Raw genomic sequence first — 22,657 nt, forward strand, 5'->3', positions numbered from 1 at the left:
ATCAGCCCTTTCCCCGTCCGCGCCCGCGTCCTCCGCGCCGCGCCGCCGGCAAAGTGGTGCGGCGGACGACGACGGGCGGCGGTGTGCCGCGGGCGGGGGCGCGCTTGCGGCCCAGCGCACGGCGCACGCCGTAGCCGAAGGCCGCGACCTTCACCAGCGGGCCGCCGAAGGTGGTGGAGACGGTGGAGGAGAGGGCGGAGGCGTTGGAGGCGACCTCCTGGACGTCGGTGGCGATCGCGTCCACCCGGTCCAGCTGGGTCTGCGCGGAGCGCACCGTCGCCGAGGCCTCCCCCAGCAGCGGCACCGCCCGTTCCGTCACGCCCGTCACCAGCTTGGTGGCCGCCTTGAGCGTCTGCGCGAGCCTCACCAGCACAACGGCGAGGAACGAGACCAGAATCGCCCAGAACACGGCCACGAGGAGACCGGCCACCTCTCCACCGGACACGCTGCACCGCTTCCCTCGGGTCGTTCGGGGTCCGCCGCCGCTCCCGGCTGCGCCCGCTCTCGGGCCGCATCCGCCTCCCGTGTCCACATCCGCGTCCGCATCCGTACGGACCGGAGGGACCCCGGGCAGCGGCGGCTCTGACCCCCGAGCCTATCGCGCCCGGGTGCCGGGTTCGTACCGCATAAAAACCGGCATCGGAGCAGGAGGAAGGGCGTGCGCTCCGCCGTCGGGGCCCACACGAGGCGTGCCTCGTGGAGCGCCGCGGGATGGGGAGCGGACACCGTGTGGCGGCCGAAGGACCCCGCGGGGCGGGCGGGTTGGCGTGGAGGGCCGTCAACGCGCGGACGCGCGGGGCGGATTGACGCCGAGCGCGGCGAACGCGGGGCTCCCGCAGGCGTCCCGTCCGCGCGGGGCGGGCGGATACGCGGCAGCCCGCCGTGCCCACGCCCGGACCGGAGGACCGGGCGCACGTGAGGCAGGCGGGCTGTGCCGTCGTACGTCCGCGCCGCGCACGCGGCGACGGAACGCGCTCGCGGGGCACGCGCACACACGTGCCCGCGGGCTCAGCGTGCGTAGTACTCGATGACCATCTGCTCGTCGCACACCACAGGGATCTCCTTGCGGTTCGGCGTGCGGTCCAGACGGAAGGCGAGCGCCTCCAGATTGACCTCAAGGTAGCGCGGGGTCTCACCGTCCGGGGCGTAGCCGCCCTCGCGTGCGACCAGGAAGGGGTGCTTGGTGCGGCTGCGCTCGCGGACCCGCACCACGTCGTCCGGCTTCAGACGGTACGAGGGCTTGTCGACCTTGCGGTCGTTCACCGCGATGTGGCCGTGCACGACCATCTGCCGGGCCTGGTAGATCGTACGGGCCAGACCGGAGCGGAGCACGAGCGCGTCGAGGCGGCGCTCCAGCTCGATGACGAGCGCGTCGCTGGTCTTGCCGCCGGTCTTGCGGGCGCGGTCGTACGCACGGACCATCTGGCGCTCGCTGATGTCGTACTGGGCGCGCAGCCGCTGCTTCTCCAGCAGCCGGACCTTGTAGTCGCTGTTCTGCTTGCGACCCCGGCCGTGCTCGCCCGGCGGGTAGGGACGGTGCTCGAAGTACTTCACAGCCTTCGGGGTCAGCGCGATGCCGAGGGCACGCGACTTTTTGACCTTGGGACGCGACTGGTTCACTGAACGGACCTCCATGTAAGTTAGGTGAGGCTTACCTTAGCGGAGGAGAACGTATGTTTCGACCTGGGATTCCCCGCACCGGCACCGATTCCGGAGGGGGACAGCCGCGTCCCGTGGAAGACGTCCGGGCACCCACTGCCGCGGAGCGCGTACGAACCCTCGTGGAATCCAGCGTATCGGCCGTGCTGGACATTCCGGCGGCCCGCCCCGACGAGCCCGTACCTCCCGGCCACGGGACACCCGAGGCACGTGCGGTGACCGACGACGGTGACGTGGTCCTCCTGGTCCCCGCCTCCTCGCCGGCCGCCCAACTGGCAAGCCGTGCAAGCGGCGACGAGGTCACGTCGGTGATGGAAATCACCGACGTGGCGCCGGTGGCGGTGCCACACCGGGTACGCGGCAGGGCCTGGATCGCGGGCTGGCTCACGCCCGTCGCCGCCCGTGAACGGCGCGCCCTGGCACGGCTGATCAGAGAGCGGAACCCTGAGGGCCCGGCGGACGGCACCGCCTGGCAGCTGCTCCGGCTGGAGGTCGGCGAAGCGTACGTGGACGATCTGTGGGGCGCGGAGGCGGTCGAGCCGGACGACTTCGTCGCGGCGGTCCCCGATCCGCTCGCGCCTCACGAGGCGGAACTGCTCCAGCACTTGGCCGCCTCGCACGACGACCAGATGCGCACGCTGTGCGGGCTGCTGGGCGAGCCGGGGCCGGCGTGCGCGGCGGCGGGAGCGCGCGCGGTGCCGCTGTCCGTCGACCGGTACGGGATGCGGGTGCGCTTCTGCGGCATCGAGGGGGAAGCGGCAGGAGCGTGCTTCGACGCCAGGTTCGAGTTCCCGGACCCCGTCGAGGATGTGGCTCAACTGCGGCGCGCGATGCGGCTGCTCTTCGAGGCGGCGGCGGAGCAGTAGGCGGGGCCGCAGCGGCAGGAGCAGCGGGAGGGAACGGCGGCCGAGCCGGCGCCGAGCCGGATCGGGTGCCCGGGTGCCCGGGTGCCCGGGTGCCGAACGGTGTCCGGGTGCCGGGCAGTTGCGGGTGCTGGGCAGTGTCCGGGTGCCGGGCCGATAACCGCCGTGGTGCGCCCGGCGGTTGGGGTGCCCGGCTGCTACTCCTCCCCAGTCCTCTCCTCCTCGGCCTCCCCGGCCTTCCGCGACTGACGGGGCTCCGGCGGCTGCCCGGACTTCCCCGGCTCCCGGGCCTTCCGCGGCTCGCGCGTCTCCTCCGGTGCCGCTCCCCCGCCGCCGCGCAGCCGCTCCCGCACGCGCTCGGCCACCTCCGCGTACCGGGCCTCGGCGCCGTAACGCGTCGGCTCGTAGTAGCGCTTGCCGTGGATCGCGTCCGGTGCGTACTGCTGGGCGGCGATGGCGCCCGGCAAGTCGTGCGGATACTGGTAGCCCTTGCCGTGCCCGAGTTTCGCCGAGCCCTGGTAGTGGCTGTCGCGCAGATGCGGGGGCACGGGGCCCGCCAGCCCCTTGCGTACGTCGCCCAGTGCCGCGTCGATCGCCACGCAGGCGGCGTTGGACTTCGGGGCGAGGGAGAGGGCGACGACGGCGTGGCCGAGGGTGATGCGGGCCTCGGGGAAGCCGATCATCGCGACCGCCTGGGCCGCGGCGACCGCGGTCTGGAGAGCGGTCGGATCGGCCAGCCCGATGTCCTCGCTCGCGGAGATCATCAGACGGCGGGCGATGAAACGGGGGTCCTCCCCCGCCTCGACCATGCGGGCCAGATAGTGCAGCGCCGCGTCGACGTCGGATCCGCGGATCGACTTGATCAGCGCGCTTGCCACGTCGTAGTGCTGGTCGCCGTCGCGGTCGTAGGTCACCGCCGCCCGGTCGACCGCCTCCTCCAGGGTGGCGAGCGTGACGCTCGTCTCCCCCTTGGCGAGGGCCGCGCCCGCCCCGGCCTCCAGCGCCGTCAGAGCGCGCCGGGCGTCGCCGCCCGCGATGCGCAGCAGATGGTCCTCGGCTTCGGGCGGGAGCGTGACGGAGCCGCCGAGGCCGCGCTCCTCCGCCACGGCGCGGTGGATCAGGGAGCGGACGTCGTCCTCGGTGAGGGCCTCCAGCGTCAGCAGCAGCGAGCGGGAGAGCAGCGGCGAGATCACCGAGAAGTACGGATTCTCCGTCGTGGCGGCGATCAGCGTGACCCAGCGGTTCTCCACGGCGGGCAGCAGGGAGTCCTGCTGGGCCTTGCTGAAGCGGTGGATCTCGTCGAGGAAGAGGACCGTGTCCTTGCTGTACGCACCGGAGGAGCGGCGCGCGCTCTCGATGACCGCCCGGACCTCCTTCACGCCCGCGGTGATCGCCGACAGCTCCACGAACCTCTTGTCCGTGGCCTGGCTGACCACATACGCGAGGGTGGTCTTCCCGGTGCCCGGCGGGCCCCACAGCAGCACCGAGGAGGGACCGGCGGGGCCGCCGCCGCCCTCGCCGACGAGACGGCGCAACGGCGAGCCCTGGCGCAGCAGATGCTGCTGCCCCACGACGTCGTCCAGGGTGCGCGGACGCATCCGTACGGCGAGGGGGCTGGCGGAGGGGTCCTGCGCCTGGCGTTCCTCTGCGGCAGCGGTGAACAGGTCGGGTTCCACGTCAGGAACCCTAAATCAAGGGTCCGACAACGCCGCCGGGACCGTCCCCGGGCCGCCGTCCGGACCGCCCGCAGCGGCCCGCGCCGGGGCTCAGCTCGTCCAGAAATCCCACCAGCGCATCAGGACCAGCAGCCCGATCACGCCGATGTGCAGCACGGGCAGCACCCAGGGGAACTCGTCGAGGAAGCCCCGCACGGGTGCGGGCGCGGGCAGGAAACCGTGCCGCACGTTGTGCGACGTCACGTACCAGAACATGACGATGGTCGCGACCCACGCGAGGCTGCACCACAGGCACAGCGAGCCGATGTCGTACAGCGACTGATACATCAGCCAGGTGCAGAAGCCGACGCCGAAGAGCGTGCCCGCGTTGAAGGTCAGCCAGTACCAGCGGGGGAAGCGCGCTCCGGACAGCAGGCTCATGCCGACGCAGATCACGACCCCGTACGCCACGAGGCCGATCAGCGGGTTGGGCACTCCGAAGGCCTCGGCCTGCGCGCTCTTCATGATGTTGCCGCAGGAGATGACCGGGTTGAGGCTGCACGCGGGTGTGAAGTCCGGGTTCTCCGCCAGCTCGATCTTGTCGAGCGTGATCACCCAGGCCGCGAGCAGACCTGCGGCCGCCGTGACCAGCAGCATCCAGGCGAAGGCACGTCCGGCGCCGACGGCGCTCGTCGAGGGCTCGTCCGAGCCGGTGCGAGCGTCGTCGAGGGGTGCCGTCATGGTCATAAGCCCTTGATCCCGTCGTCGGTCCTGTCCAGCCCCGTGTGCGCTCATTGTGCACCAAGGCCCGTGCGGTCAGCGGACTTTCGCGCTCACCTCGGCCACCACCCCGTCGAGCGGCACGGCGGTCTGCTCGCCGCTCTCCAGGTCCTTCAGCTGCGCCACTCCCTGTGCCAGGTCACGCTCGCCGACCAGCAGCGCGAAGCGTGCGCCGGAGCGGTTGGCCGATTTCATGGCGTTCTTCATGCTCTTGCCGCCGTACGCGAAGTCGGCCGCGACGCCGCCGCGACGCAGCTCGGTGACCACCCGAAAGAGTTCACGTCGCGCATCGTCCCCGATGGGAACGGCGAACACGTCGGTGGCCGGGGGCAGTTCGAGCTCGACTCCCTCCGCGCGCAGCGCCAGCACCGTACGGTCCACGCCCAGCGCCCAGCCCACCGAGGGCAGCGAGGGGCCGCCGATCATCTCCGACAGGCCGTCGTAGCGGCCGCCGCCGCCCACCGCGGACTGCGAGCCCAGCCCGTCGTGCACGAACTCGAAGGTGGTGCGCGTGTAGTAGTCCAGGCCGCGCACCAGGCGCGGGTCGTCCTCGTAGGAGACGCCGGAGGCCGTGAGCAGCTCGCGCACCTGCTCGTGGTACGACTTGCAGGCCTCGCACAGGTGGTCGCGCATCATCGGCGCCCCGGTGAGCTGCCGTTGCACGCTCTCGCGCTTGTCGTCCAGCACCCGCAGCGGGTTGATCTCGACGCGGCGGCGCGTGTCCTCGTCGAGGTCGAGCCGGCGCAGGAACTCCTGGAGAGCCGAGCGGTAGACCGGCCGGCACTCCTTGTCGCCCAGGGAGTTGAGCAGGATGCGGAAGTCGCGAAGACCGAGCGAGCGGTACGCGTCGTGCGCGAGGATCACCAACTCGGCGTCCAGCGACGGGTCTTCGGCGCCGATCGCCTCGGCGCCGACCTGGGAGAAGTGGCGGTAGCGGCCCTTCTGCGGGCGCTCATAGCGGTAGTACGAGCCCGAATACCACAGCTTCACCGGGAGGTTGCCGCCCTTGTGGAGGCTGGCCTCCAGCGCCGCACGCAGCACGGACGCCGTGCCCTCGGGACGCAGGGCGAGCTCGTCGCCGCCCTTGGTGGTGAGGGTGTACATCTCCTTGGTGACGATGTCGGTGGACTCCCCGACACCGCGGGCGAACAGCTCGACCTGCTCGAAGCCGGGAGTCTCGGCGTAGCCGTACCCGGCGCGGCGCAGCGGCGCCGAGAGGGCCTCACGCACCGCCAGATAGTCCGCGGACTCGGGCGGGATGAGGTCGTAGGTGCCCTTGGGGGCCTTGAAGGTGGTCACGGAAGGTCTCGTCACATTCCTCGTCGCGGGGCGGCGCTCGCACCGCCGCCGCCGGGCCCGGACGCCACCTGCCGCATGAACGGGTTGGCGGCGCGCTCCTGGCCGATGGTCGTCTGGGGGCCGTGTCCCGAGAGCACCACGGTCTCGTCGTCGAGCGGCAGGCATACGCGCGCCAGCGACTGAAGGATCTCGTCGTGGTCTCCCCCGGGCAGGTCGGTGCGTCCGATGGAGCCGGCGAAGAGCAGGTCGCCCGAGAAGAACACCGGCGGCACATCCGCCTGTTCGGGCATCCTGAACGTCACCGACCCCTTGGTATGGCCCGGTGCGTGCGTCACGGTCAGCTCCAGCCCGGCGAGGCGCAGCGTGGCGCCGTCGGTCAGCACCTCCACGTCGTCCGGCTCCCCCACGGTCAGCTCGCCCATCAGCGGCTGCCCGATGGCGCGGCCCAGGGCCTTCTCCGGGTCGCTCATCATGTAGCGGTCCTCGGGGTGGATCCAGGCGGGCACGTCGTGGGCGCCGCACACCGGGACGACCGAGGCGACATGGTCGATGTGGCCGTGGGTGAGCATCACGGCGACCGGCTTCAGCCGGTGCTTGGCGACGGCCTCGGCGACGCCCTCGGTGGCCTGGTGGCCAGGGTCGATGATCACGCACTCCTCGCCGGCGGCGGGGGCGACCAGATAGCAGTTGGTCCCCCAGGCCCCGGCGGGGAACCCGGCAACGAGCACGATCGTCCTTCATTCGTCCGGAAGTCGGTCACAGCGGCCGGGACGCTGCGCCCGCGGCCGCCGGATCGCCCGCGGCGGCCGGCGCGACGCGCCCCGCCGATCAGGCTGGTCACAGCCTACCGGCGGCGGCCCGGGCGCCGCGAACCCGTATACGGATGCGTACGGACTCTGGTACTCACACCTGCAAGCCCACGCACGCAGGCCCGCAGGACCGAAGGAGAAGCCCCCGTGGTCAGCAGTGAACAGCGCAGGAAGCAGCTCGCACGCGAGAAGTACCTCAGACAGCAGGAGCGGCGGGCGGCACGGCGGCGGAGGGCACGGCTGCGCAACATCGGCATCGCGGTCGCCGCGGCGCTGGTGCTCGGGGCGGCGGCTGCGTACGCGGCCGCCGGGGGGCTCGACGGCGACGGTAAGAAGGACTCCGCCGGGGACAAGGCGGCCGGCAAGGCGGAGCCGACGCCCGCGAAGACCGCGCCCGACCCGTGCGACAAGGCGGGGAAGGGCAAGCCGAACGGCAAGAAGTGGAAGCAGGAGCCGGCCCTCGACATCGACGAGTCGGCGACGTACCGGATGACCCTGAAGACGACGTGCGGCGACATCGGCATCGACATGGACGCCTCGAAGACACCGCACACGGTCAACTCCTTCCGCTTCCTGGCAGGCGAGAGTTTCTTCGACCACACGAAGTGCCACCGCCTCGTCGACGCCGGCATCCACGTGCTTCAGTGCGGCGATCCGCAGGCCACCGGCAAGGGAGGCCCCGGCTACACGCTCCCGGACGAGAACCTCAAGGACCCGCGCGTGAAGGGCGGCACCTACCCGGCGGGCACGGTCGCGATGGCGAACAGGTACGACGCCCAGTCGAAGAAGGGCCGGGACACGGGCGGCAGTCAGTTCTTCCTCGTCTTCGAGGACAGCGAGCTCCCGCCGGACTTCACGCCGTTCGGAAAGATCACCGAAGGCATGGGCGTACTGAAGAAGATCGCCGACGCCGGTTCGACGCTCGACAAGCAGACGCGCAACACCGCGCCCAACGCGACCGTGGTGATCGACCGGGCCGCCGTACGCAAGTCCTGAGGGCCCGGCTGTGTACTCACAGTGCTTCCCGAGTGCACAATTTCGCCTCACCCGCATGCGGACAGCGCGGGCGCCGTTCGCCTATGTTGGCAGTGACGAGATCTGTGGACGATGCCGGGGGGCCCGCACCCAGCCTGGGCATCTTGTGGAGGAGGCGCTGTGAGCAGCGACCCGTCGTGGGGCCGCGTCGATGAGACGGGGACCGTATACGTGCGTACAGCCGACGGCGAGAAGGTCGTCGGATCGTGGCAGGCAGGCTCCCCGGAGGAAGCTCTCGCCTACTTCACGCGCAAGTACGAGGGTCTGGTCGTGGAGATCAGCCTCCTGGAGCGGCGCGTGAAGACCACCGATCTGTCCGCCAAGGACGCCACGACGGCGATCGAGCACTTGCGGGAGCAGGTCGACGCCCACCACGCCGTCGGCGACCTGGACGCGCTCCGCAAGCGGCTCGACGCCCTGACGGAGGCGGTCGACAAGCGCCGCGAGGAGCGCAAGGCGGAGAAGGCGCAGCAGAACGAGCAGGCCCGTCATTCCAAGGAGGAGCTGGTCGCGGAGGCCGAGGAGCTCGCGCAGAGCGAGCAGTGGCGTGCGGCCGGCGAGCGGCTGCGCGCCCTGGTGGAGAACTGGAAGCGCCTGCCCCGGCTGGACCGCAAGACCGACGACGAGCTGTGGCGCCGCTTCTCCCATGCCCGTTCGGCGTTCTCCAAGCGACGCAAGGCGCACTTCGCCCAGCTCGACGCGCAGCGCGAGGAGGCCCGCCAGCGCAAGGAGAAGCTGGTGGCGGAGGCCCAGGCGCTCTCCGACTCCCGTGAGTGGGGCCCCACCGCGGCCAAGTACCGCGACCTGATGCAGGAGTGGAAGGCCGCGGGGCGTGCGCAGCGGGAGCACGAGGAGGACCTGTGGCAGCGCTTCCGCGGGGCGCAGGACGTCTTCTTCCAGGCGCGCAGCGAGGTGTTCGCCGAGCGTGACGTCGAGCAGCGGGAGAACCTGGCCCGCAAGGAGGAGCTGGCCGCGGAGGCGGAGAAGATCCTTCCGGTCACGGATCTGAAGTCGGCGCGCAGCGCGTTCCGCGCGATCAACGAGCGCTGGGACGCTGTAGGGCATGTGCCCCGTGACGCGCGGGCCCGCATCGAGGGCCGTATGCACGCGGTGGAGCGGGCCATCCAGGAGGCCGAGGACTCCGAGTGGCGCCGTACGAACCCGGAGGCGCGGGCGCGCGCGGCGGGGCTGACGGGTCAGCTTCAGGACGCCGTCGACAAGCTGCGCGGCCAGGCCGAGAAGGCGCGCGCGTCGGGGAACACCGCGAAGGCGGAGAAGCTGGAGAAGGAGCTGGCCGGGCGGCAGGAGCTGCTGGACCAGGCGATGAAGGGCCTGGAGGAGTTCGGCGGCTAGACCGGACGATCCGGGTTTCGGGACCCCAACGATCCGGGCTGCGGGGGCGGACACCCACCGGGCTGCGCGGCCTGCGCATCGGCCGGGACGGCCGGGCGGTCCGCGGCTGCCGCGGCCAGTCCGGTATCAGGACGGCCGTCGCGCCGAGGTGACGCGGTAGACGTCGTACACGCCCTCCACGCTGCGCACCGCCTTCAGTACGTGCCCCAGGTGCTTGGGGTCGCCCATCTCGAAGGTGAAGCGGGAGGTGGCGACGCGGTCCCGGGAGGTCTGCACTGCCGCCGAGAGGATGTTGACGTGCTGGTCGGAGAGGATCCGCGTGACGTCCGAGAGCAGCCGTGAGCGGTCGAGGGCCTCGACCTGGATGGCGACGAGGAAGACCGACGACTGGCTGGGCGCCCACTCGACGTCGATGATCCGCTCGGGCTCCTTCGTGAGGGAGTCGACGTTGACGCAGTCCGTACGGTGCACGGAGACGCCGTTGCCCCGCGTGACGAAGCCGATGATCGGGTCTCCGGGCACCGGCGTACAGCAGCGGGCGAGCTTGACCCATACGTCGTCCACGCCCTTGACGACCACGCCGGGGTCGGAGTTCGCGCGCCGCTTGGTGCGGCGCGTGGTGGACGGCATGGGCGGGGCCGACTCGGCCAGGTCCTCGTTGGCGGCGTCCTCGCCGCCCAGGGACTGCACGAGCTTCTGCACGACGCTCTGCGCCGACATGTGGCCCTCGCCGATGGCGGCGTAGAGGGCGGAGATGTCGGCGTAGCGCATCTCGTGGGCCAGGGTGACGAGGGAGTCGCCGGTGAGGATCCGCTGGATCGGCAGGTTCTGCTTGCGCATCGCGCGGGCGATGGCGTCCTTGCCCTGCTCGATGGCCTCGTCCCGGCGTTCCCTGGTGAACCAGGCGCGGATCTTGTTACGGGCACGGGGCGACTTGACGAAGCCCAGCCAGTCCCGGGACGGGCCCGCTCCCGGGGACTTGGAGGTGAAGACCTCGACGGTGTCGCCGTTGTCGAGGGTGGACTCCAGCGGCACCAGGCGGCCGTTGACGCGGGCGCCGATGGTGCGGTGGCCGACCTCGGTGTGCACGGCGTAGGCGAAGTCGACGGGCGTGGCCTCCGCGGGCAGCGCGATGACGTCGCCTTTGGGCGTGAAGACGAAGACCTCGTTGCGGGACAGGTCGAAGCGCAGCGACTCCAGGAACTCGCCGGGGTCCTCGGTCTCCTTCTGCCAGTCGAGCAGCTGCCGCAGCCACGACATGTCGTTGACGTGCTCGTCGCCCTTGCCGGTGCCCCTGGGGACGTCCGTACGCACCTTGGAGGCCCCGGCGACGGCCTGCTGCTTGTACTTCCAGTGGGCCGCGATGCCGTACTCGGCACGGCGGTGCATGTCGAAGGTGCGGATCTGGAGCTCGACGGGCTTGCCGCCGGGGCCGATGACCGTCGTGTGCAGCGACTGGTACATGTTGAACTTCGGCATCGCGATGTAGTCCTTGAACCGGCCCGGGACCGGGTTCCAGCGGGCGTGGACGGTGCCGAGCGCGGCGTAGCAGTCGCGGACGGTGTCCACCAGGACGCGGATGCCGACCAGGTCGTAGATCTCCGCGAAGTCCCGGCCGCGGACGATCATCTTCTGGTAGACGCTGTAGTAGTGCTTGGGGCGGCCGGTGACGGTGGCCTTGATGCGGGCGGCGCGCAGGTCCGCCTGCACCTCGTCGGTGACGACGGCCAGATACTCGTCCCGCTTCGGCGCCCGCTCGGCCACGAGCCGCACGATCTCGTCGTACATCTTCGGGTAGAGGATCGCGAAGGCGAGGTCCTCCAGCTCCCACTTGATGGTGTTCATGCCGAGCCGGTGCGCGAGCGGAGCGAAGATCTCCAGGGTCTCGCGGGCCTTCTGCTCCTGCTTCGCCCGCTTCAAGTAGCGCATCGTGCGCATGTTGTGCAGCCGGTCGGCGAGCTTGATGACCAGGACGCGGGGGTCCTTGGCCATGGCGACGACCATCTTGCGCACGGTCTCCGCCTGCGCGGCCTCGCCGAACTTGACCTTGTCCAGCTTGGTGACGCCGTCGACGAGGAGGGCCACCTGCTCGCCGAAGTCGCGGCGCAGGGTGTCCAGTCCGTACTCGGTGTCCTCGACGGTGTCGTGCAGCAGTCCCGCCATCAGCGTCGCCGGGTCCATGCCCAGCTCGGCGAGGATCGTGGTGACGGCGAGCGGGTGCGTGATGTACGGGTCGCCGCTCTTGCGCTTCTGGCCGCGGTGCCAGCGCTCGGCGACCTGGTACGCGTGCTCGATCTGGCGCAGGGTCGCGGACTCCATCTTCGGGTCGTTGCCCCGCACTATCCGCAGCAGGGGCTCCAGCACCGGATTGAAGGGGCTGGAGCGCTGGACGCCGAGGCGGGCGAGACGCGCCCGTACGCGGTTGGAGGAGCCGGAGCGGCCGGAGACTCCGGAGACCGCGCGGGCCGGTGCCACCCGCTCGCTGTGTGCTTCCGCGGGAGTCTGTGCCTGGGCGGACGGGGAGTGCTCGTGCTCGTCGACCGCCGTGCCGGCGGAGGCGCCGGTGCCCGCACCGGCCTTGCCGCTCCTGTCGGCCTTGCCCGCCTTGCCGCCCTTGCTGCCTTTGCCGTTCTTGCCCGGTGCGCCGCCGCTCGCGATGCCGTCGCCTTCGCCGGCCGGACCGTCCGGGGCCGCAGCGAGGGCGCCGGGCCCGCCGGGCTCGGCGTCATGACGCTGTGCAGCGGTGTACGGCTGGGCCTCGTCTGGCAAGAGCACTCCTCGTTGGACCCCAGGTCGGACTGCCATGGTATCGACCCCCTGGGCGACCCCGCCCACGGACGGCGGTGGGGGGGGGAACGCGAAGGCGGTCACCCGTGTCTCCTGTGGAGAACGTACCGGGTGACCGCCTGGCGGCAGACTCTCGTGGTCAGACCGTGACCAACGCGTCCAGAGGTGCGTCGCGCATCACGGGCTTCAGCCTGTCCCGGCCGCCGAGGAAGCCGAGCTCCATGAGCACCGCGATTCCGGTGACGTGCGCTCCGGCCCTGCGCACCAGTTGCAGCGAGGCCTCCGCGGTGCCTCCGGTGGCGAGCACGTCGTCGACGATCAGCACCCTGTCCTCGGAGGCGAGGTCCTCGGCGTGGACCTCGATCTCGGCGGTGCCGTACTCCAGCTCGTAGGACTGCGCGAGCGTGGCCCCGGGAAGCTTGCCGGCCTTGCGTACGGGGACGAAGCCGAGGCCCGCCCGCACCGCGGCCGGAGCGGCGAGGATGAAGCCCCGTGCCTCCAGCCCCACGACCTTGGTGGCGCCGCGCTCCGCGCAGATGTCCGCGAGGGTCTCGGTGAGCACGCCGAAGGCCTCGGGGTCGGCGAGCAGCGGCGTGATGTCCTTGAACATCACGCCCGGCACCGGGTAGTCCGCCACATCGCGGATGCGGCCGAGGAGCAGTTCGCGTACGGCGGCGGGGACCGTGGCCTCCGGATCGCTCGTGCTGCTGGTCACACCTTCACCTGCGCTTTCCGGACGGGCGGTTGCGGCTGCGGTTGCGGGAGGAGGGCTGGCGGCGCTGGGAGCGGGACCCGGAGGGCTCGTTGCGTCCGCGGGGGCCGACGACTCCGGCTCCCGCGGTGGCCGCGCCGCCGTCACCGGCCTGCACGCTGCCGTGGTCCGAGCCGGGACCGGAGACGCCGTCCTGCGGGCCGAAGCCGTCCGGGCCGTCCTCGCCCGGGTCGTCCTGGCCCTCCCGCTCCTCGTTCTTGAGCCGCTTCGCGTGTACGCGCCTGGCCAGCGCCTTCATCTGGGACTCGCGCTCCTTGAAGTCGGCGACGAGCGGCGTCGCGATGAAGATCGAGGAATACGCGCCGGCGGCGAGGCCGACGAAGAGCGACAGGGCGATGTCGTTGAGCATGCCGCCGCCGAGCAGGCCGCCGCCGATGAAGAGCAGGCCGGCGACGGGCAGCAGCGCCACGATCGTGGTGTTGATCGACCGCACCAGCGTGGAGTTGATGCTGCGGTTGGCGATCTCGCTGTAGGTGTAGCGGGTCTGCTTGGTGGCGTTCCGGCTGCTCTCTCTCAGGCTGTCGAAGACGACGACCGTGTCGTAGAGCGAGTAACCGAGAATCGTCAACAGGCCGATGACGGTGCCCGGCGTGACCTCGAAGCCGACGAGCGAATAGATGCCGACGGTGATCGTGATGTCGTGGATCAGCGCGATGAGCGCGGCGAGCGCCATTCGCCACTCGAAGGCGATGGCCAGATAGATCACCACGAGGACCATGAAGATCCCCAGGCCCAGCCAGGCCTTGCTGGCGATCTGCTCGCCCCAGCTGGGGCCGACGAGCTGGGTGTCGATGTTGTTCCCGTCGACCTTCAGGTCGTCGGCGAGGCTGGTCTTCACATCGGTCGACTTGGCGGTGTCCAGACCCGCGATCTGGATCCTCATGCCGCCGTTGCCCAGCTTCTGGACGATCGCCTGGTGGCCGGACTCCTTCTCGGCGACCTCCTTGGTGTGCGTGACCGTGGCCGAGGTCTTGGGCGTGGTCAGTACCGCGCCGCCCTGGAACTCGATGCCCATGTTGAGGCCGCGCACGACCAGGCCGACGATCGCCGTGATCGTGATGAGGATGGAGATGCCGTACCACAGCTTGCGGTGGCCGATGAAGTCGTAGCCGACGTCACCGCGGTAGAGCCGGGCACCGATGTTGCCGAGTCGCGACATCTCATGCCTCCTTCGGGTCGGTGCGTACGGCGGACGCGCGTCGGCCGCGGCGCAGTGGGGGTTTGGCCCCGAGCCTTCTCGGGTCGAGACCGGACCACGAACTGCCGCTGGAGAAGAACTTCGTACGGGCCAGCAGCGTCATCAGCGGCTTGGTGAAGAAGAAGACCACGACGATGTCGAGCAGCGTGGTCAGACCGAGCGTGAACGCGAAGCCCTGGACCTTGCCGACGGTGACGATGAAGAGCACCGCGGCCGCGAGGAACGAGACGAAGTCGGACACCAGGATCGTGCGCCGGGCGCGCGGCCAGCCCCGCTCCACGGCGGGCCGCAGCGTACGGCCCTCGCGGATCTCGTCTCTGATGCGTTCGAAATAGACGATGAACGAGTCAGCGGTGATGCCGATGGCGACGATCGCACCGCACACGGCCGGGAGGTTCAGCGCGAAGCCGATCGCCGGGCCGAGCAGGGACATGATCGTGTACGTGAGGACCGCGGACACCAGCAGGCTCAGGATCGCGATGAGCGACAGACCCCGGTAGTACGCCACGAGGTAGATCACCACGACCGCGAGCCCCAGGGCACCGGCGATGAGACCGGCCCTGAGCTGGTCGCTGCCGAGCGCGGGGGTCACCGTCGTGACGTCCGACTCCTCGAAGGTGAGGGGCAGGGCGCCGTAGGAGAGGATGTTGCCCAGCTCCTGGGCGGATTCCTGGGTGAAGCTGCCGGAGATCTCGGCGTTGGACGACAGCCGCTGGCTCACGGAGGGAGCGGAGACGACCTCGCCGTCCAGCGCGATCGCGAACTGGTTCTGCGGCTGCTGCTTCTTGGCGAGCTTGCCCGTGGTGTCGCCGAAGTCGTCGGAGCCCTTGCCGTCGAAGGACATCGTGACGATCCACTGGCCGCGCTGCTGGTCGAACTGGGCCTTGGCGTCGGTGACGTTCTTCCCCTCGACGCCGACGGGCCCGAGCGCGTACTTGACCTTCTCCTTGGAGTCGCACGCCAGCACCGGCTCGCTCGACTTGGCGGCGGACGCCTGCGCGCTCGCCTTGGCCTTGGCGCGCTTGCCGTTGCAGTCCAGCTTCTGGAGCTTCTTCGCCAGCTCCGGCGGTACGCCGGGGGGCTGCTGTTGCTGCGGGGGCGTGGTGGGCGGCGGCGTGGTCTTGTCCGGCTTGGGGCTGGGCTTGTCGTCCGCCGCGGACGCGGTCTTCGCCTTCAGCCCGTCCGTGACCGCCCGGCCCTGGTTGTCCCGGCCGCCCTGGCCGCCGCTCTGCTGAGCCGAACCGCCGCTCTGCTTGTTGCCCTGCTCGTTGCTCTGCTCGCCACCCTGCTTGTTGCCCTGCTGCGACGGCGACTTGGAGGGCGACTGCGACGGCTGCTGCTGCGGGGGCTTCGGCTGCTTGGTCGTCGGCATGTACGTCAGCACCGGACGGAAGGCCAGCTTGGCGGTCGTGCCGACCTGCTCACGGGCCTGCTTCTCGTTGGTGCCGCGGGGGATGTTCGCGATGATGTGCCGGTCGCCCTGGGTCTGGACCTCGGCCTCCGAGACGCCCAGACCGTTGACCCGCCGCTCGATGATGCCCACGGCGGTGTTCATGTTGGTCGGGTTGATCGCGTCCGGCTTCCCCGGCTGGTTCTTCGCCTCGAGGGTGATGCTCGTGCCGCCGGCGAGATCGATGCCGAGCCTGGGCGTGTCGTGACCGGAGAAGAACATCCCCCCGGTAAGGCCCACGATGGCCAGCAGGATCAGCAACAGCGAACGCCATGGTTTCGCGTGTGCGCCCGGGCTCCTGCGGCCCTTCTTCGGTGCTGCCACCTTCTCGTGTCTCCTGTCCCAGCAGCCGGTGCCGGCCCAGGAGTCGAGTGGGGCCGCCACGCGGCGCACAAATGGTCTGCGGACGTGCTGCGCCGCCAGGCCTTGGTCAGTGGCCCGGCGGCGCCGACCTTACTCGGAGTCGGTGCCCTTGCGCTTGGCGTCCTTGGGCTGGGCCTCCTCGGACGCGGCGTCGCCCTCGGCCGGGTCGTCCTTCGCGTCGGCGGCGGTCTCCTTGGTCACGGCGGCGTCCGCGGTGTCGTCGCCGTCCTCGGCGCCGGACTTGGCGAAGTCCACCTTGGCGCCCTCGTCCTCGTCAGAGGTGAGGGAGGAGGCGTCGTCCGGCACGACCGTGTCGCCGATCCCGTCGTCGGCGGGCGCACCCGCCACGATCCGCTCGTACTCCTCCTGCTCGAGCACGGCGCCGACGGCGTTCTTGGCGTAGAGAGCATGCGTACCGGGAGCGACCTCGAGGAGGACCGTGTCGTCGCGGATCTCCTTGACGGTCGCGTACATGCCCCCGATCGTCCGGACGCCGGTACCCGGCGTCATCTCATCACGCATGGCCGCGGCCTTGCGCTGCTTGTTCTTGGCGGACCGGGTCATCAGGAACATGGCCCCGATGAGCACGATGAAGGGGAGGAGAGTAACGATATTCACGGCGGGAGAGAGTCCTTCGCACGACCGCTTGCCGCGGCCTGGATTTCGGGGTGGGCGTGCCGCCCGTGAAGGGACGGCGTCGGCGGAGTCTAAGCGAGCCCTCGCCAATGGAACAACGTCAAGGGTGCCACTGGGGTTCCTGGGCGGCCCCTGTCATGCGCGTCACTCGCCGAACAGCCCCTGCTGCCCCGAGCCCGCCGCGGGATCCGAAGGGCGCCCGGCCTGCGGCGGGCGGGCCAGGCCCAGGTGATCCCAGGCCGCCGGGGTCGCGATCCGGCCGCGCGGCGTGCGGGCCAGCAGTCCCTCCCGTACGAGGAAGGGCTCGGCCACCTCCTCGACGGTCTCCCGCTCCTCCCCCACCGCGACGGAGAGCGTGGAGAGACCGACCGGGCCGCCGCCGAAGAGCTTCACCAGGGCGCCCAGTACGGCGCGGTCCAGCCTGTCGAGGCCCCGCTCGTCCACCTCGTAGACACCGAGGGCGCGGGAGGCGATCTCGCGGTCGATGACGCCGTCGGCCTTGACCTGGGCGTAGTCGCGGACCCTGCGCAGCAGCCGGTTGGCGATGCGGGGCGTGCCGCGGGAGCGGCCTGCGATCTCGGCGGCGCCCTCCGCGTCCGTACGCACGTCCAGCAGGCGGGCGGAGCGGTGCACGACCTGCTCCAGCTCCGCGGGCTCGTAGAACTCCATGTGCGCGGTGAAGCCGAACCTGTCGCGCAGCGGCGGCGGCAGCAGCCCGGCGCGCGTGGTGGCGCCGACCAGGGTGAAGGGCGGCAGCTCCAGCGGGATCGCGGTGGCTCCCGGGCCCTTGCCGACGATCACGTCGACGCGGAAGTCCTCCATCGCCATGTAGAGCATCTCCTCCGCGGGCCGCGACATCCGGTGGATCTCGTCGAGGAAGAGGATCTCGCCCTCCTGGAGCGAGGAGAGGATCGCGGCGAGGTCCCCGGCGTGCTGGATGGCGGGGCCCGAGGTGATACGGATCGGGGCGCCCATCTCCGCAGCGATGATCATGGACAGGGTGGTCTTGCCGAGGCCGGGGGCGCCGGAGAGCAGCACGTGGTCGGCCGTGCCCTGGCGCTGGCGGGCGGCCTTCAGTACGAGATCGAGCTGCTCCCGCACCTTCGACTGGCCGATGAACTCGCCGAGTTCCTTGGGGCGGAGCGCCGCCTCCACGGCGCTCTCGTCGGTCTCGGCCTCGGGGCCGACGAGGCGGTCGGCTGCTTCGGAGGGCATGTGCGCCGGGCCCACGGGATCCGCCGCGTCCGCGGGGGCCGCCGCGTCCGCTGTCCCGTACGGGCCCTGATCCCCATACGAGCCGTGGCGGCCCTGCTCGGCGTACTCGTCGCTGGTCATGGCGCCTGCCTCCGGCTGTGCTGGTGCCCGGGACGGTGCGCGCGGGGGTGCGTGCACGAGTGCACGGCTGCGCGGCGGTCCGTCTCCGTGTCGGTGCGGGTGCGGGTGTGCGTATGCGTGCGCGTCGGTGCCGCCGTCATCTCACCGTGCCCGGTTCAGCGTCTGGAGCGCCGAGCGCAGCAGCTGCGGTACGGGCGGCTCGGCACCGTCGGCGGCCGCCGCCTCGGCCTGCGGGGCCACGGCGGCGACCGCCTCGTCCGCCTCCCGCGTCGCATACCCCAACCCGACCAGCGCGGAGTGCAGTTGACCGCGCCAGCCGCCGCTCTGCCCGGCGCCCGCGGCCTGCCCGGGAAGGCCGGCCGCCACGGCGGACGCGGGCTCGCCGAGGCGGTCCTTCAGCTCCAGCAGCAGCTTCTGCGCGCCCTTCTTGCCGATGCCGGGCACGGCCGTCAGCGCCTTCTCGTCCCCGCCGGCGACCGCCGCCCGCAGCGCGTCGGGCGAGTGCACCGCGAGCATCGACTGGGCGAGCCGCGGCCCCACTCCGCTCGCCGTCTGGAGCAACTCGAAGGTCTGGCGGGCGTCTTCGTCCTCGAAGCCGTAGAGAGTCAGCGAATCCTCGCGCACCACGAGGGAGGTGGCCAGCTTGGCGTGCCGTCCGACGCGCAGCTGCGCGAGGGTGCCGGGCGTGCACTGGACGGCCACGCCCACACCGCCGACCTCCACCACGGCCGCGTCGGGGGCGAGCGCGGCGACGGTGCCGGAGACGAACGCGATCATCGGGCGCTGCCTTTCGGAGCTCGGTGGCGCGCGGCATCGTCCGTGATCGCCGCGGCGTCGGGCGCTCCGGAGGACCTGGCGCCGCGCTTCGCATAAGTCTGCGTCCGTCCCCGCTGCGAGCCGGCCTGACCCTGGGCCTGCCGCAGCCGGTCGAGCCGCTGCTGCGCGGGGGCACGCCAGATGTGGCAGATGGCGAGGGCGAGGGCGTCGGCGGCGTCCGCGGGGCGCGGAGGCGCGTCGAGCCGCAGCAGCCGCGTCACCATGGTGCCGATCTGCTGCTTCTCCGCCCTGCCCGTGCCGGTGACGGCGGCCTTGACCTCGCTGGGCGTGTGCATCTCCACGGGCAGCCCGCGGCGTGCGGCGCAGAGCATCGCGACGGCGGCGGCCTGGGCAGTGCCCATCACCGTACGCACGTTGTGCTGGCTGAACACCCGCTCCACGGCGACCGCTTCGGGCCGGTGCCGCTCCACCCACTCCTCTATGCCCTGCTCGATGAGTACGAGACGCTGCGGGACCGCCGCGTCCGAAGGCGTACGCACGACGCCCGCCGCCCGCATCGTCAGCGGCCTGCCGGCGGTCCCCTCGACGACCCCGAGGCCGCAGCGGGTCAGCCCCGGGTCGACTCCGAGCACACGCACGCCCGTCCTCCTCGCTCGCGGTTGCGACTGTGACTGTGTTCCCGCAGGTTATCCGCAGGCACCGACAATCCCGTCGCGTTCCGACCGCGCCGGTATGCGAACTGCCCCGATCCGGGGCGCGGTTGCACCGCCCGGGAGGCGAACCACCCCCGTACGCGGACGCGCCGCCGGTCCCCGGAACACCCGGTTTACGGCGGCACGCTCCAAGCGGTGAGGGCCGTGGGGCGGAAGGCACGGCCGGCTGCCAGGGCGCCGAGGGCCTAGGCGTCGACCTTCGCCAGGACGTCGTCGGCGACGTCGAAGTTGGCGAAGACGTTCTGCACGTCGTCGCTGTCCTCCAGGGCGTCGATCAGCTTGAAGATCTTCCGGGCCCCTTCCTCCTCCAGCGGCACCTGCACGCTGGGAAGGAAGCTGTTGTCCGCCGACTCGTAGTCGATGCCGGCGTCGACCAGGGCCGTACGGACGTCGACCAGGTCCGTCGCCTCGCTGATGACCTCGAAGTTCTCGCCCAGATCGTTGACTTCCTCGGCTCCGGCCTCCAGCACGGCCGCCAGCACGTCGTCCTCGGCGAGGCCGTCGTCGCCCTTCGGGACGATCACGACGCCCTTGCGGTTGAAGAGGTAGGAGACGGAGCCCGGGTCGGCCATGGAGCCGCCGTTGCGCGTCATGGCGACCCGTACGTCGGAGGCGGCGCGGTTCCGGTTGTCGGTGAGGCACTCGATGAGGACCGCGACGCCGTTGGGCCCGTAACCCTCGTACATGATCGTCTCGTAGTCGGCGCCGCCGGCCTCCAGGCCCGCGCCGCGCTTGACCGCGCTGTCGATGTTCTTGTTGGGGACCGAGCTCTTCTTCGCCTTCTGGATGGCGTCGTAGAGCGTCGGGTTGCCATCCGGGTCGGCGCCTCCCGTGCGGGCCGCGACCTCGATGTTCTTGATCAGCTTGGCGAAGAGTTTGCCGCGCTTGGCATCGACCACGGCCTTCTTGTGCTTGGTGGTTGCCCACTTAGAGTGGCCGGACACAGCCTCGCTCCTTCGACGTCACCGACATGAACCAACGCGGAGATCCTACCGCCAGCGGTTCACGGTACTGACCGGCCCGGCTCGCCGCCGGCAGGGCCCCGCTCCGCTCGCTTCCGTCCCCGCGCGGCCCCGGCGACCGGGCCTTCCGAGGGCTTTGCCCGCACCCTCCGTGCCGGGTCAGGCGCGTGCGGTGCGCACCATGTCAACGAACATCGCGTGCACGCGGTGGTCCCCGGTCAGCTCCGGGTGGAAGGACGTCGCGAGCAGGGCGTCCTGACGTACCGCGACGGTGTGCCCGTCGTGGACGGCGAGCACATCGGCACGTTCGCCGGTCGACTCCACCCACGGCGCCCTGATGAACACCCCTTCCACCGGGCCGCCTTCGACGCCCTTCACGTCGACGGGCGCCTCGAAGGACTCGTTCTGGCGCCCGAAGGCGTTACGGCGGACGATCATGTCGATCCCGCCCACGGTCTCCTGCTCCGGACGCCTCGCACCCCCGGCAGCGGGGGCCTCCCCGTCGAAGACGGTTGGTGTCCCCCCGCCGAAGACAGTTGGGGCCTCCCCGTCGAAGACAGGGGAAGGATCGAGGATCTTGTCCGCGAGCAGGATCATCCCCGCGCAGGAGCCGTAGGCGGGCATTCCCGCTCGCACGCGCTCCCGCAGCGGGCCCATCAGGCCGAAGGCGACGGCCAGTTTGGAGATCGTCGTCGACTCGCCGCCGGGCACGACCAGCCCGCCGACCTCCGCGAGCTCTTCCGGCCGCCGCACCGCGCACGGCTGTGCGCCCGCCGCGGACAGCGCGGCGAAGTGCTCGCGGACATCGCCCTGGAGGGCGAGTACGCCGACGGTGGGTGTGCTCACTGAACGGTGGCCTCTCGTACGGGTGTTGTATCTGTGCTGTGTACGCCGGGCGCCCGCCCGGCGCTGCTCGTCGCCCTCCGGCCGGGCCGGGCCCCGGTCAGGCCAAGGCGGCGACGGTCACCAGCCGCGCGAGGCGTAGCGCTCGCCCTCGGGCAGGGTGTCGCAGTTGATGCCGACCATCGCCTCGCCGAGACCGCGCGACGCATCGGCGATGATCTTCGGGTCGTCGTAGAAGGTGGTCGCCTTCACGATGGCCGCGGCACGCTTGCCCGGGTCGCCGGACTTGAAGATGCCCGAGCCCACGAAGACGCCCTCCGCCCCGAGTTGGCGCATCAGCGCGGCGTCCGCCGGGGTGGCGACACCGCCCGCGGAGAAGAGCACCACGGGCAGCTTGCCCAGCTCGGCGACCTCCCTGACCAGCTCGTACGGAGCGCGCAAGTCCTTGGCGGCGGCGTACAGTTCATTGCTGTCGAACGACTTGAGCCTGCCGATGTCGCCGTTGATCTGCCGCATGTGCCGCACGGCCTCGACGACATTGCCCGTACCGGCCTCGCCCTTGGAACGGATCATGGCGGCGCCCTCGGAGATCCGCCGCAGCGCCTCGCCGAGGTTGGTGGCCCCGCAAACGAACGGGGTGGTGAAGGCGAACTTGTCGCTGTGGTTGACCTCGTCGGCCGGGGTGAGGACCTCGGACTCGTCGATGTAGTCGACGCCCAGCGCCTGGAGGAGCTGTGCCTCCACGAAGTGCCCGATGCGGGACTTGGCCATCACCGGGATGGTGACGGCCTCGATGATCCCCTCGATCATGTCCGGGTCGGACATGCGCGCGACGCCGCCGTCCTTGCGGATGTCGGCGGGGACCCGCTCCAGGGCCATGACGGCGACGGCTCCGGCGTCCTCGGCGATCTTCGCCTGCTCCGGCGTCACTACGTCCATGATCACGCCGCCCTTGAGCTGCTCGGCCATGCCGCGCTTGACGCGCGCGGTGCCGGTCGCGGGGGCCTGGGCGGCGGGAGTGGCAGAGGCGGAAGACGGGGTGGACACGTATGACCTCACTCGACGGTAAAAGTACGACAGGACCATGGTAGGTCCGTTCAATACACGGTCCCGGAAAGGGGTGGCCTTGGAAAAGGGCCAATCCCGCTGCGGTGGACTGGGCAACGGGGTCCGCCGGTACCTCGGGTCTGGCGCCTCGGATCCGGCGCCTCGGATCTGGCGCCTCGGATCCGGCGCCTCGGATCTTGGGGGGGTGTCCCTATGGGTTTCGTCAACCCGTGGGGGTGGGCTTGGGGTCGTAGAAGGTGCCGTCGCGGAGCATGGCGAAGAGCACGTCGGCTCGTCGTCTCGCGAGGCAGAGGAGGGCTT

20 protein-coding genes are annotated in these 22,657 nt (G+C 71.0%); 3 read left to right on the top strand and 17 right to left on the bottom strand.

Translation table 11 applies throughout. From position 1 onward, the window contains the following. Position 1 precedes the first annotated feature (1 nt). Together HCC61_RS13640 and rpsD are read right to left on the bottom strand one after the other, a co-directional pair. A complete protein-coding gene (locus HCC61_RS13640) occupies positions 2-445 on the bottom strand; it encodes a DUF948 domain-containing protein (RefSeq protein ID WP_169135647.1) in 444 nt (147 codons plus the stop codon). Positions 446-1,008: 563 nt separating this feature from the next. Then, the gene (gene rpsD / locus HCC61_RS13645) at positions 1,009-1,635 is read right to left on the bottom strand and encodes a 30S ribosomal protein S4 (RefSeq protein WP_169135648.1); all 627 of its coding nucleotides are present in this window, start codon (positions 1,633-1,635) and stop codon (positions 1,009-1,011) included. A gap of 38 nt (positions 1,636-1,673) precedes the next feature. On the opposite strand from rpsD, the gene HCC61_RS13650 reads away from it, so the two are divergent. Further along, positions 1,674-2,525 carry a DUF2470 domain-containing protein gene (locus HCC61_RS13650; RefSeq protein ID WP_169135649.1) on the top strand — a complete coding sequence of 284 codons (852 nt, stop codon included), beginning with the start codon at positions 1,674-1,676 and terminating at the stop codon, positions 2,523-2,525. Between the two features lie 194 nt (positions 2,526-2,719). On the opposite strand, the gene HCC61_RS13655 is transcribed toward HCC61_RS13650, so the two are convergent. From HCC61_RS13655 to HCC61_RS13670, 4 genes are all read right to left on the bottom strand, one after another. Continuing rightward, positions 2,720-4,198 (bottom strand): replication-associated recombination protein A, encoded by a 1,479-nt coding sequence (locus HCC61_RS13655; RefSeq protein WP_169135650.1) that lies wholly within the window; start codon positions 4,196-4,198, stop codon positions 2,720-2,722. A 90-nt stretch (positions 4,199-4,288) separates the two neighbouring features. After that, a complete protein-coding gene (locus HCC61_RS13660; RefSeq protein WP_169135651.1) occupies positions 4,289-4,924 on the bottom strand; it encodes a vitamin K epoxide reductase family protein in 636 nt (211 codons plus the stop codon). 69 nt (positions 4,925-4,993) lie between these two features. Further along, a complete protein-coding gene (hisS, locus tag HCC61_RS13665) occupies positions 4,994-6,256 on the bottom strand; it encodes a histidine--tRNA ligase (RefSeq protein ID WP_169135652.1) in 1,263 nt (420 codons plus the stop codon). Positions 6,257-6,267: 11 nt separating this feature from the next. Next, positions 6,268-6,984 (bottom strand): MBL fold metallo-hydrolase, encoded by a 717-nt coding sequence (locus HCC61_RS13670; protein ID WP_169135653.1) that lies wholly within the window; start codon positions 6,982-6,984, stop codon positions 6,268-6,270. Positions 6,985-7,212: 228 nt separating this feature from the next. Between HCC61_RS13670 and HCC61_RS13675 the strand changes: the two genes are divergently transcribed. Then, positions 7,213-8,061: a peptidylprolyl isomerase gene (locus HCC61_RS13675; RefSeq protein ID WP_169135654.1), complete on the top strand. Its 849-nt coding sequence runs from the start codon at positions 7,213-7,215 to the stop codon at positions 8,059-8,061. A gap of 159 nt (positions 8,062-8,220) precedes the next feature. Beyond that, positions 8,221-9,453 carry a DUF349 domain-containing protein gene (locus HCC61_RS13680; RefSeq protein WP_169135655.1) on the top strand — a complete coding sequence of 411 codons (1,233 nt, stop codon included), beginning with the start codon at positions 8,221-8,223 and terminating at the stop codon, positions 9,451-9,453. Positions 9,454-9,579: 126 nt separating this feature from the next. Here HCC61_RS13680 and HCC61_RS13685 read toward each other — a convergent pair whose 3' ends face one another. The 11 genes from HCC61_RS13685 to pdxS all read right to left on the bottom strand — a co-directional run bounded on the left by HCC61_RS13685 (position 9,580) and on the right by pdxS (position 22,336). Beyond that, the gene (locus HCC61_RS13685; RefSeq protein ID WP_206322410.1) at positions 9,580-12,222 is read right to left on the bottom strand and encodes a bifunctional (p)ppGpp synthetase/guanosine-3',5'-bis(diphosphate) 3'-pyrophosphohydrolase; all 2,643 of its coding nucleotides are present in this window, start codon (positions 12,220-12,222) and stop codon (positions 9,580-9,582) included. Between the two features lie 157 nt (positions 12,223-12,379). Further along, positions 12,380-12,955, bottom strand: coding sequence for an adenine phosphoribosyltransferase (locus HCC61_RS13690; RefSeq protein WP_169135656.1), 576 nt, complete (start codon positions 12,953-12,955; stop codon positions 12,380-12,382). Between the two features lie 4 nt (positions 12,956-12,959). After that, positions 12,960-14,171 carry a protein translocase subunit SecF gene (gene secF, locus HCC61_RS13695; protein ID WP_169135657.1) on the bottom strand — a complete coding sequence of 404 codons (1,212 nt, stop codon included), beginning with the start codon at positions 14,169-14,171 and terminating at the stop codon, positions 12,960-12,962. Between the two features lies 1 nt (position 14,172). Further along, entirely contained in the window at positions 14,173-15,984 is a 1,812-nt protein-coding gene (secD, locus tag HCC61_RS13700) for a protein translocase subunit SecD (protein ID WP_169135658.1), read from the bottom strand. Positions 15,985-16,113: 129 nt separating this feature from the next. After that, positions 16,114-16,641, bottom strand: coding sequence for a preprotein translocase subunit YajC (gene yajC / locus HCC61_RS13705; RefSeq protein ID WP_169135659.1), 528 nt, complete (start codon positions 16,639-16,641; stop codon positions 16,114-16,116). Positions 16,642-16,803: 162 nt separating this feature from the next. Then, the gene (ruvB, locus tag HCC61_RS13710) at positions 16,804-17,874 is read right to left on the bottom strand and encodes a Holliday junction branch migration DNA helicase RuvB (RefSeq protein WP_169135720.1); all 1,071 of its coding nucleotides are present in this window, start codon (positions 17,872-17,874) and stop codon (positions 16,804-16,806) included. Positions 17,875-18,135: 261 nt separating this feature from the next. Then, complete coding sequence (gene ruvA, locus HCC61_RS13715) at positions 18,136-18,771, bottom strand: Holliday junction branch migration protein RuvA (RefSeq protein WP_169135660.1); 636 nt, start codon at positions 18,769-18,771, stop codon at positions 18,136-18,138. Continuing rightward, positions 18,768-19,409, bottom strand: a complete 642-nt coding sequence (gene ruvC, locus HCC61_RS13720) for a crossover junction endodeoxyribonuclease RuvC (RefSeq protein ID WP_169135661.1) — start codon at positions 19,407-19,409, stop codon at positions 18,768-18,770. The genes ruvA and ruvC overlap by 4 nt, the downstream gene beginning before the upstream one ends. Before the next feature lie 260 nt (positions 19,410-19,669). Further along, positions 19,670-20,428: a YebC/PmpR family DNA-binding transcriptional regulator gene (locus HCC61_RS13725; protein ID WP_169135662.1), complete on the bottom strand. Its 759-nt coding sequence runs from the start codon at positions 20,426-20,428 to the stop codon at positions 19,670-19,672. 177 nt (positions 20,429-20,605) lie between these two features. Further along, complete coding sequence (pdxT, locus tag HCC61_RS13730; protein ID WP_169135663.1) at positions 20,606-21,292, bottom strand: pyridoxal 5'-phosphate synthase glutaminase subunit PdxT; 687 nt, start codon at positions 21,290-21,292, stop codon at positions 20,606-20,608. A 117-nt stretch (positions 21,293-21,409) separates the two neighbouring features. Then, positions 21,410-22,336: a pyridoxal 5'-phosphate synthase lyase subunit PdxS gene (pdxS, locus tag HCC61_RS13735; protein WP_169135664.1), complete on the bottom strand. Its 927-nt coding sequence runs from the start codon at positions 22,334-22,336 to the stop codon at positions 21,410-21,412. Between the last annotated feature and the right edge of the window lie 321 nt (positions 22,337-22,657).

It is taken from the genome of Streptomyces sp. HNM0575 (assembly GCF_012726265.1).
Classification (GTDB): Bacteria; Actinomycetota; Actinomycetes; order Streptomycetales; family Streptomycetaceae; genus Streptomyces.

What these genes read in the sequence shown, in the direction of transcription:
- rpsD (WP_169135648.1), bottom strand. Translation starts at nt 1,635, where the DNA reads ATGGAGGTCCGTTCAGTGAACCAGTCGCGTCCCAAGGTCAAAAAGTCG.
- HCC61_RS13650 (WP_169135649.1), top strand. Translation starts at nt 1,674, where the DNA reads ATGTTTCGACCTGGGATTCCCCGCACCGGCACCGATTCCGGAGGGGGA.
- HCC61_RS13660 (WP_169135651.1), bottom strand. Translation starts at nt 4,924, where the DNA reads ATGACCATGACGGCACCCCTCGACGACGCTCGCACCGGCTCGGACGAG.
- secF (WP_169135657.1), bottom strand. Translation starts at nt 14,171, where the DNA reads ATGTCGCGACTCGGCAACATCGGTGCCCGGCTCTACCGCGGTGACGTC.
- ruvB (WP_169135720.1), bottom strand. Translation starts at nt 17,874, where the DNA reads ATGCCCTCCGAAGCAGCCGACCGCCTCGTCGGCCCCGAGGCCGAGACC.
- ruvA (WP_169135660.1), bottom strand. Translation starts at nt 18,771, where the DNA reads ATGATCGCGTTCGTCTCCGGCACCGTCGCCGCGCTCGCCCCCGACGCG.